The organism is Arthrobacter sp. K4-10C (assembly GCF_059090085.1).
The window spans coordinates 224292-241166 of the sequence record NZ_JBNHFI010000003.1; the positions used below are offsets into that span (position 1 = coordinate 224292).

Annotated in this window: 17 protein-coding genes; 8 read left to right on the forward strand and 9 right to left on the reverse strand. The window is 64.2% G+C overall.

Features of this window, described 5'->3' with window-relative positions; translation table 11 throughout:
* Window positions 1–20: 20 nt before the first annotated feature.
* From AC5RUU_RS05560 to AC5RUU_RS05595, 8 genes are all read left to right on the forward strand, one after another.
* Window positions 21–1127: a WD40/YVTN/BNR-like repeat-containing protein gene (locus AC5RUU_RS05560; protein ID WP_493974210.1), complete on the forward strand. Its 1107-nt coding sequence runs from the start codon at window positions 21–23 to the stop codon at window positions 1125–1127.
* Complete coding sequence (locus AC5RUU_RS05565; RefSeq protein ID WP_493974211.1) at window positions 1120–1407, forward strand: MoaD/ThiS family protein; 288 nt, start codon at window positions 1120–1122, stop codon at window positions 1405–1407. The genes AC5RUU_RS05560 and AC5RUU_RS05565 overlap by 8 nt, the downstream gene beginning before the upstream one ends.
* Before the next feature lie 41 nt (window positions 1408–1448).
* Window positions 1449–2804, forward strand: a complete 1356-nt coding sequence (locus tag AC5RUU_RS05570) for an aminomethyl transferase family protein (RefSeq protein WP_493974212.1) — start codon at window positions 1449–1451, stop codon at window positions 2802–2804.
* A gap of 122 nt (window positions 2805–2926) precedes the next feature.
* A complete protein-coding gene (locus tag AC5RUU_RS05575; RefSeq protein WP_493974213.1) occupies window positions 2927–3709 on the forward strand; it encodes an ABC transporter ATP-binding protein in 783 nt (260 codons plus the stop codon).
* On the forward strand, window positions 3696–4406 hold the full coding sequence (locus AC5RUU_RS05580; protein ID WP_493974214.1) for an ABC transporter ATP-binding protein: 711 nt from the start codon (window positions 3696–3698) through the stop codon (window positions 4404–4406). Before AC5RUU_RS05575 ends, AC5RUU_RS05580 begins: the two co-directional genes overlap by 14 nt.
* Window positions 4407–4412: 6 nt before the next feature.
* Window positions 4413–5294, forward strand: a complete 882-nt coding sequence (locus AC5RUU_RS05585) for a branched-chain amino acid ABC transporter permease (protein ID WP_493974215.1) — start codon at window positions 4413–4415, stop codon at window positions 5292–5294.
* Window positions 5294–6370 (forward strand): branched-chain amino acid ABC transporter permease, encoded by a 1077-nt coding sequence (locus tag AC5RUU_RS05590; RefSeq protein ID WP_493974216.1) that lies wholly within the window; start codon window positions 5294–5296, stop codon window positions 6368–6370. The genes AC5RUU_RS05585 and AC5RUU_RS05590 overlap by 1 nt, the downstream gene beginning before the upstream one ends.
* Window positions 6367–7620: an ABC transporter substrate-binding protein gene (locus tag AC5RUU_RS05595; protein ID WP_493974217.1), complete on the forward strand. Its 1254-nt coding sequence runs from the start codon at window positions 6367–6369 to the stop codon at window positions 7618–7620. Before AC5RUU_RS05590 ends, AC5RUU_RS05595 begins: the two co-directional genes overlap by 4 nt.
* Window positions 7621–7677: 57 nt before the next feature.
* On the opposite strand, the gene AC5RUU_RS05600 is transcribed toward AC5RUU_RS05595, so the two are convergent.
* The 9 genes from AC5RUU_RS05600 to AC5RUU_RS05640 all read right to left on the reverse strand — a co-directional run bounded on the left by AC5RUU_RS05600 (window position 7678) and on the right by AC5RUU_RS05640 (window position 16829).
* The gene (locus tag AC5RUU_RS05600; protein WP_493974218.1) at window positions 7678–8298 is read right to left on the reverse strand and encodes a PadR family transcriptional regulator; all 621 of its coding nucleotides are present in this window, start codon (window positions 8296–8298) and stop codon (window positions 7678–7680) included.
* A 76-nt stretch (window positions 8299–8374) separates the two neighbouring features.
* Window positions 8375–9787, reverse strand: coding sequence for a vanillate/3-O-methylgallate O-demethylase (gene ligM / locus AC5RUU_RS05605; RefSeq protein WP_493974219.1), 1413 nt, complete (start codon window positions 9785–9787; stop codon window positions 8375–8377).
* Between the two features lie 42 nt (window positions 9788–9829).
* Window positions 9830–10702, reverse strand: a complete 873-nt coding sequence (gene purU, locus AC5RUU_RS05610; RefSeq protein WP_493974220.1) for a formyltetrahydrofolate deformylase — start codon at window positions 10700–10702, stop codon at window positions 9830–9832.
* Between the two features lie 9 nt (window positions 10703–10711).
* Window positions 10712–11599 carry a methylenetetrahydrofolate reductase gene (locus tag AC5RUU_RS05615; RefSeq protein ID WP_493974221.1) on the reverse strand — a complete coding sequence of 296 codons (888 nt, stop codon included), beginning with the start codon at window positions 11597–11599 and terminating at the stop codon, window positions 10712–10714.
* Between the two features lie 168 nt (window positions 11600–11767).
* Entirely contained in the window at window positions 11768–13261 is a 1494-nt protein-coding gene (locus AC5RUU_RS05620; RefSeq protein ID WP_493974222.1) for an aldehyde dehydrogenase family protein, read from the reverse strand.
* Between the two features lie 45 nt (window positions 13262–13306).
* Entirely contained in the window at window positions 13307–14272 is a 966-nt protein-coding gene (locus tag AC5RUU_RS05625) for a VOC family protein (protein ID WP_493974223.1), read from the reverse strand.
* A gap of 25 nt (window positions 14273–14297) precedes the next feature.
* A complete protein-coding gene (locus AC5RUU_RS05630) occupies window positions 14298–15377 on the reverse strand; it encodes a 4-oxalomesaconate tautomerase (protein ID WP_493974224.1) in 1080 nt (359 codons plus the stop codon).
* On the reverse strand, window positions 15364–16101 hold the full coding sequence (locus AC5RUU_RS05635) for a 4-carboxy-4-hydroxy-2-oxoadipate aldolase/oxaloacetate decarboxylase (RefSeq protein ID WP_493974225.1): 738 nt from the start codon (window positions 16099–16101) through the stop codon (window positions 15364–15366). Before AC5RUU_RS05635 ends, AC5RUU_RS05630 begins: the two co-directional genes overlap by 14 nt.
* Complete coding sequence (locus AC5RUU_RS05640) at window positions 16098–16829, reverse strand: PIG-L deacetylase family protein (protein WP_493974226.1); 732 nt, start codon at window positions 16827–16829, stop codon at window positions 16098–16100. The genes AC5RUU_RS05635 and AC5RUU_RS05640 overlap by 4 nt, the downstream gene beginning before the upstream one ends.
* Window positions 16830–16875 lie beyond the last annotated feature (46 nt).

The following is a 16875-nucleotide window of genomic DNA, read 5'->3' on the forward strand; positions in this document are numbered from 1 at the left end:
CTGCCCACCGCGATGGTTGCATGGTGGGCATGGCATCCACAGAGAGTTTTGTCTTGGCAATCGGGACCAAAAAGGGGCTGTGGCTGGCCACCAGCCGGGACAGGCGCGATTGGTCCTTCACTGGCCCGCATTTCCTGATGAGCGAGATTCCCAGCATCGGGATCGACACCCGGGACGGGCGCACCCGGGTCATGGTGGGCGTCCGCAATGAACACTGGGGACCCACCGTCGCGCATTCCGACGACTTGGGCGCCACCTGGTCCGAACCCGAGCAGGGGGCCATCAAGTTCCCGGAGGACACCGGCGCGGCTGTCGAGCGTGTCTGGCAGATCTATCCCGATGCCGAATCCCGGCCAGGCGTGGTCTGGGCCGGCGCCGAACCAATTTCAGTGTGGAAGTCCAACGACGGCGGTGAGCATTTCGAACTGAACCGGGGCCTGTGGGACCACCCGCACCGGAGCGAGTGGGGCGCAGGGTACGGTGGCGCGGCGGCGCACTCCATTGTGGTCCACCCGTCCGGGGAGACGGTGCACGTCGCCATGAGCACCGGCGGTGTTTACCGGTCGCTCGACGGCGGCACCTCCTGGGAGCCCCGCAACAAGGGGATCTCCGCTTACTTCATGCCGGATCCCAACCCGGAGTTCGGGCAGTGCGTGCACAAGATCGCGGCGGATCCCGCCGTGGACGGCCGCCTGTATGCGCAGAACCACCACGGCGTGTACCGCACGGATGACAATGCCGATACCTGGACTTCCATCGCCGAGGGCTTGCCGGCCGATTTCGGGTTCGTGATGCTCACGCATCCGCGCCGCGAGGGGACGGCCTGGGTTGTCCCGCTGAAAGCAGACGGTGAACGCATCCCGCCCAACGGGGAACTGGCTGTCCACCGCACTGACGACGCCGGCTCCACCTGGAAGCGGCTCGCGTCCGGCCTGCCCACGGGCGAGTACAACAGTGTTCTGCGCGATGCCGCCTCGGTGGACACGGCGGAACCGGCCGGAGTGTATTTCGGCACGCGCGGCGGCACCGTTTATGCAAGCGCGGACGAGGGTGAAACGTTCACGGAAGTGGCGGCCCACCTGCCTGACGTCCTGTGCGTCCGGGCGGCAGTGGTGGCCGGTGCCTGACATCACTGTTGTGCTTCCCAGCGTCCTCCAGCCTTTAGCCGGCGGGCAGCCTGTACTGACTGCGCCCGCCGACGGGCCGGTAACGGTGGGAAAGCTGCTGGATGCGGTGACGTCTGACTTTGCGGTGCTGGCCAGGCGGCTCCGCGATGAGACGGGCGCCCTGCGCCGCTTCGTGAACATCTATGTTGACGGCGACGAGGTGCGGCGCCTCGAGGGCCTTGGGACCCAAGTCTCGCCCGGCCAGGAAGTCCTCATCATCCAATCGGTGGCCGGCGGCTAGGTTGTGCTGCCGTTCCAAACCATCCCGGGAAGGGCATCACCATGACCAAGCAGAGCCTGCAGTCCGCCATCGACGAGAAGGGCGGCAGCGCCGTCGAGGTTTTGCGCAATGCGAAATCCCGGCCGTTCACGTTCCCGGTGACACCTGAGTTTACGAACTGGCGGAGTGAGCAGGCGTCCTGGCGGGACTCGTGCGCCCTCCTTGACCAGTCGCACCACATGGCCGATCTCTTCGTGAAAGGTCCTGACGCAACCAAGTTCTTCACGTGGATCGGCACAAACTCGGCCGCCGCGTATAAGGTGGGCCGGGCAAAGCAATTGGTGGCCGTTAACCATGACGGATTCGTCATTGGGGACGGCATCCTGTTCCACCTGGACAGGAACTCGTTCGACTTGGTGGCCCTGCCCATGCTTAGCGACTGGGTTGAATACAACATCTCCTCCGGCGACTGGGACGTAAGCCTGGAGCGTGACGACCACTCGCTGATCCGGAAGGGCGATCCCAAGCTCTTCCGTTACGAACTTCAGGGCCCCAACGCCCTCGCGATTATCGAAAAGGTGACTGGCCAGCCTGCTCCGGAGCTCAAGTTCTTCCACATGGGTGAGGTCGAGATTGGCGGGCGCAAGGTAGGCGTGCTGCGGCACGGCATGGCGGGGCAGCCGGGCTTCGAGCTGTGGGGTCCTTGGGCTGATGCAGCACTCGTGCATGCGAAACTGCTGGCTGACGGCGAGGAATTTGGCATCACGCAGGTAGGGGCGAAAGGCTATTCGTCGGCGAACCTCGGGTCCGGCTGGGTGCCTTCCCCGCCACCCGCCATTTTCCAACCAGAGCTCAAGCCGTACCGCGAATGGCTGGACCTCTCGAAAGCGGGCTCGTTCGGAGGCAGTTTCTACTCCCCGGAGGCAGCCGACTACTATGTCACCCCCTACGACATCGGGCTGGGCCGATCGGTGTCATTCGACCACGATTTCCTCGGCAAGGAAGCCCTGCAGCGGCACTCTGAAAATCAGCGCCGCACCAAAGTCACGCTCGTGTGGAATGACGACGACGTGACGAAAGCGCTTGGATCGGTTCTCAGGGAAGGTCTTCCGGCCAAGTACATTGAGCTACCCAAATCACGCTATGCGCTTTACCAGACCGATCGGATCCTGAAGGACGGCGCGACGGTGGGAATGTCGATGGACGTCGGATACCTCGCCAATGAGCGGGTCTTCCTGTCCCTCGCCACGATCGACGTCGGGCACGCCGGGACTGGAACCGAGGTAACGGTGGTGTGGGGTGAAGAACCCAACTCCCGAAAGGGCCAGGTGGAGCCTCACCGCCAGGTCGAGATCCGTGCCACCGTTGCTCCCGCACCGTTCAGCGAGTACGCCAGGAGCGGGTACCGCATCTCATAAAGGTGCCCGGCTGAGTGCCCTCCCGGATCGTTGACAATTTCGTTTCCGATCCGTACCGTCGGTCTCAAAGCGATCGTCGGGATCGCCTCGTCCCGAGCAATGTTGCGACAGGGAGGTACAGGGTGGCAGCAAGCCTGAGCCTCAACGGCGTGAACCTGCACTTCGGCGGCGTCAAGGTGCTGCAGGAGGTGACCTTTGACGTGGAGCCGGGCGCGATATTCGGCCTCGTAGGACCCAACGGCGCCGGCAAGACCTCCTTGTTCAACTGCATCAGCGGCCATTACAAGCCGAGCTCCGGTTCGATCACGATCGACGGCAATGAGGTGTCAGGGAGTGCTCCGTCCCGCCTTGCCCGCCTTGGGCTGGCGCGCACGTTCCAGCATCCCGCCCTGCAATTACACGCCACAGTCCTGGAGAACGTACTCCTCGGGGGACACATCCGGCTCCCGGGCGGACCTCTTTCGTGGGCCTTGCGGCTGCCCCGGACCACCCGCGCCGAGCGCGAAATGCGTGAAGAAGCGCTCCGGCTCCTCGAGCGTGCCGGTCTGGGCTGGGCGGTTAACCTGCCAGCCGACGAACTCTCGCATGGACTGCACAAGGGCGTGGAGCTGTGGCGCGCCCTGCTGTCCAAACCCTCCCTGTTGCTGCTTGACGAGCCTGCAGCCGGGTTGTCACACGGCGAGGTCGACCAACTCATCGAGACCGTGAAGCGCGTACGAGCTGAGCAGGACATCACGATTGTGATCGTGGAGCACCATATGGGCGTCATTTCAGCTCTCACCGAGCAGGTGGTTGTACTCGACCACGGCCGCAAGCTCATGCAGGGCACCGCGACCCAGGCACAATCTGATCCCCGCGTTATCGAGGCCTACATCGGGAGGGAGGACGCGGATGACGCTGCTTGAACTCGCCGACGTCACCGCGTCCTATGGGCCCGTGCAAGTGCTCGATGGGGTCTCGCTTGCTGTTCCGGAGAGCGGTTCTGTGGGAATCCTGGGTGCGAACGGGGCTGGCAAGACCACTACTCTGCGTGCAATCAGCGGAACTGTCCGCACGGGCGGACGGATCAGATTCGAAGGACGCGACATCCGGGGTTTCCGTCCCGACCAGGTGGCCGCCCTGGGGATTGCCCACGTCCCGGAGGGCCGCGGCACCCTAAGCCAGCTGAGCGTGCGGGAGAATCTCCTGGTGGGCGCCTACCTCCGCAAGCGCCGGCAGGAGATCTCCGCCGACGTCGACTATTGCCTGGACCTGTTTCCACAGCTGAGGGACCGCATCGGTTCGCGGGCGGCGGCACTGTCCGGCGGCGAGCAGCAGATGCTGGCCGTGGCCCGCGCGTTCATGGCCAAGCCCAAGCTGTTGCTGCTTGATGAAGCCTCCCTTGGACTTGCGCCGAGCACGTCCAAGGCGGTGTACGCCGCAATCCGGCGGCTGCGGCTCGAGTCCGGTATTGCCATGCTGGTGGTCGAACAGAACGCGAATCTCGCATTTTCGCTGGTAGATACAGCCACCGTGCTCGAAACCGGGCGCAACGTCCTGACCGGCTCCTCGGCGGAACTCAAGGGCATGGACGAAATCCGCCGTGCCTATCTGGGGGGCTGAACAGGTATGGAAACTTTCATCCAGCTCGTTGTGGACGGCCTCGCAACCGGCTCCATTTATGCTGCCCTCGCCCTGGCTATAGTGCTGGTGCATCAGGCGACCGGACTGATCAACTTCGCCCAGGGCGGCATGGCGGTGTTCTCCGGCTACATCGCCTATGCCTTTGTGCAGCTGGGCGTGCCGCTCATCGTCGCCATCGCCATCTCCGTAGTGGTCTCGTTTTTTGTCGGGGCGCTGGTGGAACGGTTTCTCCTCCGCCGGTTTGAGCGGGGCGACCCGGATACGGCCGTTGTGGTGACGATCGGGCTGTTGACCCTGATCACTGGCGTCGTTGCCGTCCTCTGGAGCTATAACAACCTCAGTTTCCCCTCGCTGTTCCCGCTGACAAGCGTGGACATCCTTGGCGCGGTAGTCAGCGTCAGGTCGCTCGCGACGACCCTGAGCATACTGGTGATCATGGTGGTTCTGCAGGTGCTCTTCCTGCGTACAAAGCTCGGGCTGGCGCTCCGCGCCGTGGCAGACAACCCTGCCTCCGCTGCCCTCTCGGGCCTCCCCGTGGGGAGGCTTTTGATGGTCGGCTGGGGACTGGCCGCCACCCTCGGAGCAATTGCAGGCGTCCTTGTGGCTCCGCAGCTGACCCTGACCCCGGGCATGCTCGACACAGCGCTTGTCTACGCGCTCGCCGCCGTCATCCTGGGAGGCCTGAGCAGCCCGGTCGGCTGTGTGGTCGCCGCTTCGGCGATCGGCGTGCTCGAGAACCTTGCAGCCGTGTATGTGCCGCTGATCGGGCACGACCTTAAGATCGCCGTACCCTTTGTCCTGATCTTCGTCATCCTCATACTCCGTCCCCAAGGCCTGTTCGGCCGGAAGGTTGTGGTGAGAGTCTGATGGGTGCCACGACGTCCCTTTTCCGCGGCAGATCAACCCGGATCATCGTCATCGTGGTTGTTGCGATCGTGCTGCTGGTTGCCCCGCTCGTCCTCCCGGCATTTGCCAACCAGACGCTGGTGCGCGTCGGCGTCTACGCCGTCGCCATACTCGGGCTTAACATCATCATGGGCTACACGGGGCAGGTCAACCTCGGGCAGATCTTCTTTGTCGGGCTTGGCGCCTATGTCACCGCCTACGGCGTCAACCGCGGCTGGAACATCATCATAGTGTTCGTCGCGGCCTGCCTCATCGCCGGCATCGTTGGACTGCTCGTGGCGCTGGCAGCAGCCCGGCTCGGCGGCCTCGCCATTGCGATGGTCACAATTGCCCTGCCGATCGTGGGCGTCCCGCTGGCAAAGCGCCTCGATGAGCTTACCGGCGGCTCGCAGGGCATCTCCGCCCGCTTCTCCGCAGCCCCCGACTGGTCCGGCCTCTACAACGACCAGTGGCAGTTCTACATCGTATTGCTGGTGACGGCCGCTGCATTCCTGCTGGCCCGCAACCTCGTCCGCGGCAAGTACGGCAGGGCATTCACCGTGGTGCGGGAGAACGAAGCCGTCGCCGCATCCATGGGTGTCTCGCCATACCGCACAAAGGTTCTCGCGTTCACCGTGGCATCCATATTCGGCGGGGCAAGCGGCTTCCTGTATATGGCGGCCGTGCAATACACCTCGCCGGAGACGCTTAGCTTCGGCCACTCCATCGGCCTCCTCGCCGCCATGGTCATTGGCGGAGCCGGAAGCATTGCCGGTTCACTGATCGGAGGCGCGTACTACGTCTTCGTGCCGCAGCTGACAAACGCGATCGATCCGAGCTTCACAACCCTCAGTCAGGGTGCCATTCTCCTCGTGGTGCTCTTCCTGTTGCCCCAGGGACTGGTCAGCCTTCCACGGGTGGTCCGCCGGCTCAGCCGCCGTCGGGCTGCCCGGCCCACGCTACCCGGGAATCCCCCACATACCTCTCCTGCGCCTCATCCCGTGACGGAGGCCGCGCGGAAGGGAGTCGAAAAAACAGAGAGGCAAGATCAATCATGATGATGAGAAAAATGCCGGGCGTCCTAGGCGCCGTCGCCATGGCGTCGGTTATCGCGCTCTCCACTTCAGGTTGCACCCGCGGCGGTCCCGGGCAGGGGGACGGCGCCGCCGCGAGCCCGGGCATCACCGACACGGAAATTTCGCTGGGCATCACCACCCCGCTCAGCGGTCCGACCGCCGGCCCGGGAACGTGCACGGTCGCAGGCGTCTCCGCCTACTTCGGCGCCGTGAACGCCGCGGGAGGCGTGGAATTCGGTGATGGCAAGACGCGGAAGGTCACCATCAAGTCCTACGACGACGCCTACGATCCGCAGAAATCGCTGTCGAACTTCCAGCAGATGGTTTCCGACAACATGTTCGCCGCCACCGCAGGCCTTGGCACCCCCACCAACCGCGCATTCCGCGACGCGGCCATCAGCCAGGAAGTCCCGCAGGTGCTCGTCATGACGGGCGACCCCCTGTTCAGCAACCGGGAGGAGAGTCCGTGGCAGCTCGGGTTTGTCCCGATCTACCAGAACGAGGGAGCGGCCTTCGGCAAGCTGCTGGCGGAATCAGGCGCCCAGCACAAGGTTGCGATCCTGTCGCAAAACGACGATTACGGCAAGGGATATGTTGAGGGCTTCAAGGAGGCCATCAAGGATGCTTCCAACATCTCTGTCGTCGGGGAACAAACGTACGAGGCCACCGACACGTCGGTAGATGCCCAGCTCACTCAGCTGGCGTCGTCGGGAGCTGACGTATTCTTCAACGCGATGTCCATCACTCCGCTGGTGATCGCGTCGCTGCAGAAGGCGCAGCAAATCGGCTGGAAACCGAGCTGGTTCCTCCCGTCGAATACGTCCAGCCCCACCGCGATCCTTGAGCCGGGTGGCGGGGCTGCCTACCCCGGAATCTACACAGTGTCCTTTGCGAAGGCTCCGCAGAGCCCTGAGTTCGCGCAGGATCCCGACGTCGTCAAGTTCCTTTCCGAACTGAAGCAGTACGGCAACTACCCTGACATGCCCGCTTTCCCGCACTGCATGTGGAGCTACATGGTGGGAGCCACTCTTGAAGCGGCGTTCAAGAACATGACTGAGCCGACACGCGAGAATTTCATGGCGGCGCTGCTGGACATCAAGGGCCTGGAGGCGCCTCTGATGCTTGAGGGCACTGCGGTGGACACGACGGCCGATGGACAGCCGGCCGTGTCTTCTGTCCTCGTGCAGAAGTACAACGGCAGGGGATATGCCACCGCGGAGAACTTCGGGTAACCCCCTGGCAGCAAGGCGGTAACGGCGCCGTTGCCATCCCCCGGGGTGACGACGGCGCTACACGCGCGTGGCGTTCTGCCCAGGTGGCACGCCGTGGGGGCTTTCGAGCTGGTCGATGAGCCGGAGTCCGCGCTGCGCCCACGCGATTTCGGCCCGCGCCCGTTCAACCAGGCCCTCGTAGGTAAACCGTTTGAAAGCGATGGTGCGGTCCCGGTCCTCCGGCCGGGTGACGGCGAGCCGCCGCACCAGCATTGGGTTGCTCAAATTGGCTATCCTCGCGAGTTCACCCTCCCACTGCGCCAGCTCGCGCTCCCACTGCAGGGTGTGCGAATGGAAGAACTCCCTGGCCACTTCGGGGGTGGCTGCCTCCAGGTACGCGGCGCGCAGGTGGGCAGGGTCGCGGACCCGGGCATACTCCAACGGGGAGTGCATCCACTCAAGGAAGGCCTTGTTCCCGGCGTCGGTCACGTGATAGACGCGCCTGGTGGCGCGTTGGCCCCTTGGCTGCTCTTCGCCTTCGATGAGGTTCTCCGCCTCCATCTTGCGCAGCTCCGGGTAGATCTGCGAGTCGGGCGCGTGCCACACGTGACCAACCGACAAGGAGAACTGCTTCTGCAGCTCGTAGCCTGACAGCGGCCCCACGCGCAGCAACGCGAGCAGCGCATATCGCAGGCTCATGACGAAGACACTCCTTTAGGGACCGTGCATGGGTTTCAGGGGGCGCCACCGCCCCCTGAAACCCCGGCTTCCCAGCCTAGGCCGACTGGTAGTTCGTGCGCCACCCGCCGTGGTAGGTTGCGCGGGCGACGGAGGAGTAGGGCACGGGGCTGACAACTGCGCGCACTTGGGCCTGTACGTGCGGTTCGACGGCGGCCTTGGAAGTACCGCCGTCGGGTTCCCCCCAGATGACCTTCAGTTCGGTGCCTTCGGGAACGTTCGGGTCGATCGTCGCAAGCGAGAGGGCCCGCCGCTCATTGGCGCTGTATCCGGTGAACATCGAGTATCCGACGACCGTGCCGTCCGCGTCGACGACCGAGTCGTAATTCGCTGACCCGTAATTCGCCAGCGGCAGGTCAAAGAACTTGTAGCTCGGTCCTTCGAGGCTGAACAGCGACGCGTAGATCGACGTAACGTCGTCGCCATCCCAGGCCAGCGTCACCTTCTTGCGTTGCGAGGCAGGGTCGATCCGTTCCAGGGCGTCGCGGCCGATGAAGTCATGATCGAACTTTACGAAGGAGCCGTAGCCGAGCTCCCACGGAGTCAGGTAGTAGTCCTCGATGTTCCCGGACACGAATGAGCCGGCGAGGGTTCCGGTCGCCTCATACCCGTCTGCAGGAAGCCATTCGCGATAGCCGCGCTCGGCTTCCCCGCTGTAAATGGCCGGCAACGGCGAGGGAATCCAGCCAGACTCAAGGGTGTTGGACGGATAGGCGCGCGAGCCGACAGGGACCAGTCCGAACTCCGCACCGGCCTCGACGATGGCATCCCGTACCCGCCCGTGGTCAGCATAAGGTCCCCACACCTCAAGTCCGGGTGCACCCGCCATGCCGTGGCGAAGGGTGCGGACGGATGCTCCCTGGATGGACATGGTGGACATGTTGAAGAACTTGAGCTGCTCGAGCGGCCCCTCATTAAGCTTCTCGATCACCTGCCAGGCGTTCGGGCCCTGGATCTGGAACCGGTAATACTGCCGGGTGACCTGCTGGCCGTAGGGACGGGACGGTGAACGGCGGTCCACCGTGATATCGAGATTCGCGTAGCCGCCGGTTTCACCGTGGTAAAGCAACCAGTTGGCGGCAGGGGAACGCCCGACGTAAACGTACTCGTCCTCGGCCTCGTGGAAAAGGATGCCGTCGCCGATGACGTGTCCGGACTCCGTTGTAGGCACATATTGCTTGGCCTTGTTGACTGGGAACACGGCGGTCGAGTTGATGGCGGTCGATGAAATCAGCTTGATCGCGTCCGAGCCTTTCATGAACAGGTTGTCCATGTGGTGGGACTGGTCGTAAAGCACCGCGGTCTGGCGCCAGGCAGTCTGTTCCTTGATCCAGTTCTGGAAGTCGGCCGGAACCACGGGATAGATATAGGAGCCGATTTGTGAGTTGCGGAGCAGGTCCACTGCGCCGCGGGACGAGTCGAGGACTTCCTGCAGATTCTTGGGTGCCACGATGAACCTCTTGTTCTGTATCGGTTGTTTTCTACCATTGGGTCAAAAGACGATGGTTTGGTTGCCGTGCCGGATGATCCGGTCCTCGGCGTGCCACTCGACCGCACGCGAAAGGACGGCCCGCTCCACGTACGCGCCGCGGGCCTGGAGATCGATGGCCGAGTGTGCGTGCGTCACCCGCGCCACGTCCTGCTCGATGATGGGGCCTTCATCAAGGTCCTTGGTCACATAGTGCGATGTGGCTCCGATCAGCTTGACCCCGCGTTCCTTGGCCTTCCGATAGGGGGCAGCGCCGATGAAAGCGGGCAGGAATGAGTGGTGGATGTTGATCAGCGGCACCCCCACCTGGTCCAGGAAGTCCGGAGACAGGATCTGCATGTAACGCGCCAGAACAACGAAGTCGACATTCCCCACCAGCAGTTTCAGGATCTGGGCTTCCGCTTGTGACTTGTCCGGGCCGGGCGACGGAACGTGGAAGAAGGGCACTCCGAAGGAGCGGACATCCTCAGCAGTGTTGGTGTGGTTGGAAATCACCATTGGGATGGTCACGGACAACTCACCGCGCCGGTGCCGCCACAGCAGTTCAAGCAGGCAATGGTCCGAGGTGGAGACAAGGACGGCCATCCGCTTGGGAACAGACTGGTCAGTGAGGGTCCAGGCGAGCCCCAGCGACGACAGAGTCTCCCCAAGGTCAGCCTCTATGTCCGGCATCGCGAGTGACAGGTCGGCCCGGTTGAAGACGACGCGCTGGAAAAAGTCACCGCCCGTAGGATCACTGGAGTACTGGTCCAGCGAGACGATGTTTCCGTGGTTTCGGGTGACCAGCGCCGCGACCGCCGAGACGATTCCCGGCCGGTCCGGGCCATGGACGATGAGGCAGGCCTGGTCCCTCAAGGCCTGGGTGTGCACTGTCATCGTTGCCCCTCACTCCTGCCCGCCCGTGAACCGGCGGGCCCAGGCAGCGGTCTCCGAGAGGCCGCCGAAGGTGTAGAAGTGCAACCCCACCTGCCCTCCGGGGCCGCGGCCGGGAGAATTGTTGGCCAACACGGCGGCAAGGTCATTAACGAAGTTGTCCGGACCGGCAACGCCCACAAGGTTGGTCAGGGAGAAGCCGTACTTTTTTACGATCATGGCGTTTGCGCCGACGCCGAAACGGCGCGCAAAACCCAGCAGGCGCTTTATCCCCGCAGGCCCAGGGGTGCCGACACGGATGGGCGCGGTAATGCCCTTGGCCCGCACCGCGTCGATCCATTGCGCGACAGGATTGGTGTCGAAGGCGAACTGGGTCAGGATCACTGCCTCAAAGCCCTGTTCCCGGAGCACGGAGGACTTGTCCTGCAGCGCCCGCCACAGAACCTCCTGGGGGATATCCGGATGCCCCTCGGGGTATCCGCCGATTCCCACTTCGCGGACTCCGAACTGCTGGAGGACGCCACTTTCTATGATTGCCAGCGAGTCGTTGAAAGGCCCCTCGGGCTGGGCGGGATCACCGGCGACAGCGAAGATGCGCTCTGCGGCGCCGGCCTCCTGCAGGCGTCCGAGGAACTCCTCAAACTGTTGCCTGGACTTCAACCGCCGGGCCGAGATGTGAGGTACGGGGACGAAGCCCAGTTCCCGTGCTGCCTTCGCGGCGGCCACGCGCATCTCAAGGTCCTCGTTGCCCAGGAACGTCACGTTGATCCTGGTGCCTTGGGGGATGAGGTGCCTGGCCTCGAGGAGTGCAGGGACATCTTTGCCTGTCATCTCCAGGGAGAAATCGTTCATGAGTTCGAGAGATGCTGCGCGGTTGGTGGTTTGTGTACTTTTGGCCACGGCCCCATGTCCTTTCAGCGGGCCCCCCGTTGCGCCCTATGGCAATTTTACCTATGCATATAGGGACTGTCCATAGGTATAGGCGGAAGGGCGGGTCAGGGGCGGAAACCACGCGCCGCCCCCGCCCGCCCCGGTGGGTGCCCCCATTGGGCTTACTGCGTCCTCCCGTCAGCCTGCGGACAGCGCGTCCGGGTCGAGATGGGCGATCGCGCGCGTGTCCTGGAACGCACGTACGCCCTCGATCCCCTGCTCACGTCCCATGCCGGATTGCTTCATGCCCCCGAAGGGAGCACGCAGGTCCAGCCGGGTAGCACCGTGGTCATTGACCCAGACATAACCGCAGGCCAACTTACCGCCAACGCGGTTTGCCACGTCGGGGTCGGCGGTCCACACCGACCCGCAGAGACCTGACCACGTATCGTTCGCTGCCCGCACGGCCTCGTCCTCAGTGTCGAATGGAATGAGCGGAGTTACCGGGCCGAACTGTTCCTGGGTGACGACGCGCAGCGACGGGTCAGGATCGATAACCAGCGCCGGGCGCAGGAAGTTCCCGCCCTGCAGGTCCGGAACCGACGGGATCGTCCCGAACTCCCTGACGTCGGCGCCCGCTGCCTTCGCCTCCTCGATGATCTCCGCGACGAATGCCTTCTGCGCCGGCGAGTGCAGCGGACCCATGGTTGTTCCCTCGTCGAGTCCGTAGCCAAGGACTGCCTTTTCCAGCCGACCCGCCAGTCCTGCGACGACCTCATCCATGCGGGAGCGGTGGACGTAGATCCGCTTCGCATTCATGCAGATCTGGCCGGTGGTGTCGAAGATTGCGGCGTACAGCCGGTCGAGGTGGGCGTCATCGAGGACCGCATCCTCGAGGATGATGGCGGCATCGTTTCCACCGAGCTCCAGCGTCACCCGCGTCAGGGATTTCGAGGCCATCTCCATGATGCGCTTGCCGCCCGCCACACTGCCGGTAAAGCAGACCTTGGCCACGTCGGGGCTGGTGATCAGGGCCGACATGTCAGCGTCCTTCCCGGTTACGACGTTCAGCACGCCGGCGGGCAGCTTCTCCGCGATCCGCTGAACCACCCGGGTGGTGGCAAGCGGGGTGGTGGGCGGTGGCTTCACGATGGCGGTGTTCCCGGCGAGAAGCGCATGCGGCAGGGAAGCCGCAAGGATCGCGATCGGCCAGTTAAACGGCACGATGACCGTCACTACTCCGAGCGGCTGGTAAGCGACCGTGGTGGATACAGGGATCCCCGGTGCCGGTGGGAGCACGCTGGATGTGTCCACTTCATCGGCCAAAGCCAGGGCAAGGTTCCACCGGATTTCGAACACGAGCGAGTCCACCCATGACTCCATCCGGATCTTACCGTTCTCCTGGGAGAGGATGGCTGCGTCCTCATCCCGGAACTCGGCGATGCCTTCGAGCGCGGCCCCCATCTGGCTGGCCCGTTCCCGGGCGCTCAGCGAGGACCACTCGGGGTAAGCGGCCTTTGCCGCGGCGATCGCATCTTCGACGTCGCCAGGGCTGGCTGCCGCCGCATACCCGACGATGACGCCGGGCTTTCCCGGGTCGACAACCTCCAGGGTGTCGGCGGCCTGGCGCTCGGCGCCTCTGATGTACAGGCCGGTGGTCACCGGCGTGGACGTGTTCACTGTATTTGTCATGACTTCGCACCTCTCCGTGCAGTACCTGCGCGTTCTTTGGTTTCGTCACTGTCGGACGACGGGAGTTCCATGGGTGTGGAACGTTTCGATGGTCTTCATTCCCCAGGCCTGCCCCTTCCTGCGCTCCTCCTGTGTCCACTCCACGACCGGTGAGTCAGGGTCGAGCAGCAGGCGGGCGCCGGCGTTGGCAAGTTCGATCCGGTTGCCGCCCGGCTCCCAGACGTAGAGGAAAAAGGTCTGGTTGATGGCATGTTTATGGGGGCCGGATTCGATATGGACGCCGTTCTCGAGGAAAATATCTGCTGCCTTGAGGATGTCCTCGCGTGTATCGGGGGCGAATGCGACATGGTGCAGCCGGTTGCCGTGTTTGAGCCAATCGTCCGAATAGACGACGTCATAGGACTTGTTGTTGAAGTGGAACCACCATGCGGCGTACCCGCCTTCATCGAGCTTGATCCGCTCGCTCTCGCGCCCTTGCAAAGCGCTGGCCACAAAGCTGCCGTTCGCCACCACATCCTTGGCAAGGAAGTTGATATGGTCAAGCCGCCTGGCGTTGACGCCGCGGCCGGGAAAGGCGGAAGCCTGGTTCTTCAGTGCAGGCTTATCGTCGGTGGCCACATACCGTTCGGTTTCGTAGTAGATCGCCAGATCATGTCCGTCGGGGTCACGAAAGGCATAGGCGGGACCTGTCCCCACCTCGCCGTCCACCCAGCCGATACCGAGGCCGGTGGCCTCGATTGCAGCCACCCGCCGCTCGAGCGCCTCCTGGCTCGTTGTGCGGAACGTCGTCCGCCCCACGCCGGCGTCCGCAGACTCAGTCAATTTCACCGTGTAGAGCTGGTATTCATCCCACGTGCGCAGGTACACCGATTTCTTCCCCGCTTTGCCCGACTCCGCGACGACACGCATGGCGAGCAGGTCGCGGAAGAACCACAGGCTCTTGTCAAAGGCAGGGGTCAACAGCTCCACATTCCCCACGTGGGCTACGTCGAACGAGGTGTACTGGGTCATGGGCTTGTCCTCTCCGGGGTCCCGGTTAGAGACGGGGTCGCGGAAAGACGCGCCCGTCGAAGATCTTCCGCGCCGTGCGGAGGGCTGCCGAACGCGTGACAGCGTAACCTTCCGTTGTTGAGCCGATCTCCACGTCGACATCGAAGTGGCCTGTCGGATGCTCGATCCGGAGGGGTGCCCCGGGCGGCGGCAGGACGGCGAGATCATGGCCTACGGACCCATCAGCGAGCACTCCCGCACCGACTGTGAGGGCCCCAAGCACGCCGATGGAGGTGTGCACGCGGACGGGCAGGAAACTCCGGGTGGCAATAGCACCGCCGGCGCGGGGCGCGGCCAGGAGTACCACCTTGGGCACGGTGGCGGCGGTGACGTCTCCCATGCCCATCACCTTCGCAGCTGACAGGCGCAGCGCGGCAATGCGTTCGGCGAGATTCCCGTCGGCCTCAAGGTCGGAGGGAGATTCAAACCCGTTGACGCCCAGGTCGACGGCCCGCACCAGAACAGCCGGCATTCCGTTGTCAACGCACGTCACGTCCACGTTTTCAACCCGGTCGCGCACGTTGCCGGACGGGAAGAGCGCCCCTGTTGAGGAACCTGCCGTGCTTTCGAAGTCGAGCATTATCGCTCCGGCCGTACCGGGAACGCCGTCGATCTCAAGGTCACCGTCGTAATCCATGCTCCTCCCGGGCGTGGCGAACGTCGCCGTGGCAATACTGCCGGTATTGACCATGCGGATGCGCACCTGGGTCCGCCCGTCGCCAGCCGCCACGAGGCCGCGCTCCACTGCGAACGGGCCAACGCCCGCCAGGATGTTGCCGCAGTTCTGGCGGTCGGTAACGAAGGCGTTGTCGACGCCCACCTGGAGGAAGAGGTAGTCGACGTCGGCGCCCCCATCAGGAGACGGCGAGATGACGGCGACCTTGCTGGTGAGGGGATGTGCACCGCCAAGTCCGTCGATCTGCCGGGGATCGGGCGTACCCATGATCCGCAGGAGCAGGCTGTCACGCTCCCCGGGTTCCTTGGGGAGGTCGGCCGCGAGGAAGAACGCACCCTTCGAGGTGCCCCCGCGCAGGTAGAGGCAGGCGATACCTTCAACGGCGGCCATGGTCCGCCTTGTGCTCTGCCTCGTACTCTGCCGCCTCGTACTCCGCAGCGCTCACGTAGCGTACGCCCACTCCATCCAGCACGCCGCGAAGCCTGTTGCGGTCCAGGCTCAACTCACCTTCAAGATAGGCAGCGCGTGACGCCGCCTCTTTCACCACCCGTGCATCGGCCGCCTCGCGCGCTGCCTGCACCTCGCCGCGCGGCACGCGGAGGACGCCGTCGTCGTCGGCGACGATCACGTCGCCGGGGCACACGACAGTGCCGCCGACAGTGATTGGGACATTCACCGAGCCGGCCGTCGCCTTGACCGTGCCCTGTGCATTGACCGCGGCTGACCAGACGGGAAAGCCCATGGCCCGCAGATCCGCCACATCCCTGACCCCTCCGGTTGTCACCAGCCCGCGCACGCCGCGGTACTGGAGTGCCGTCGCGAACAGTTCACCGAATGATCCGTCCAGCGAGGGAGAGGCGGTGGTCACAACAAGGACATCACCCTTGCGGCATTGTTCAACCGCGGCGTGGATCATGAGGTTGTCCCCGGGCCAGCAGAGAACCGTGACTGCCGATCCGGCAATGCGCACCCCGTCCTGGATGGGTCGGAGGAAGGCGCCCACGAGGCCTGTGCGTCCCATCGCCTCGTGCACCGTCGCCACACCGTGCGATGCGAGTGCATCAATGGTGGAAGCGTCAGCCCGCAGAACACCGGTCACCACGACGTTTTTCATTCCAGGACCTCGGTGACCTGGGGGTAGTAGCGCATGTACGCCTCTCCCCTGGTGTCAACCGGCAGGCCGAGGTTGGGACCCGCGTTGCGCTTCACCTGGACACCGCGGCGGACGGCCAGCGAGGAGTAGTAATCCCACATGTGCTGCTGGGCAGGCAGGCACTTCATGGCCTGCTCCTTGGCCGGGAAGGCTGAAGTGATGTCGAGCAGCACGTCGGGCTTGAAGCCGCACTGTTCCGGCTGGTGCGGCTCAAAGAAGAACACCGGCGGTGCGCCGAGCACCTCGCCGGGGGCGTCGTAACCAATGGCCTGGGCCAGGATCCTCGCCTCAATCGCCAGTTTGGCAGCAGCGGGATGATCGCCGTTGTACGGGTCCAGCAGCGGGTGGGTCAGCACAACGGTGGGCTGCACCCGGCGGTAGATACGCACAAGCTCGTCGAGCAGTTCCCGGGTAGGCATGAGCGGGTAATCACCGGCGTCGAGGAATTCGATGTCGGCGCCCAGTGCTGCGGCGGCAGCCTCGGCCTCCTGGCGCCTGAGGGCCTTAATCTCGTCCAGTGATTTTCCGGCCAGCCACTGGCTGGCGGATTCTCCCCGCTCGCCATAGGAGAGGCAGACGACGACGGCGCGCTCGCCGCGGGCGGTCGCGGCGGCAATTGCGCCGCCGGCGCGCCAGACGAAGTCGCCGGCGTGTGCGCTCACCACCAGCACAGTGCCTTCCTTGGCCATGATGGGGTCCTCCCCGGATCGCTTTCGCATCCTCGACGTAGCGCGG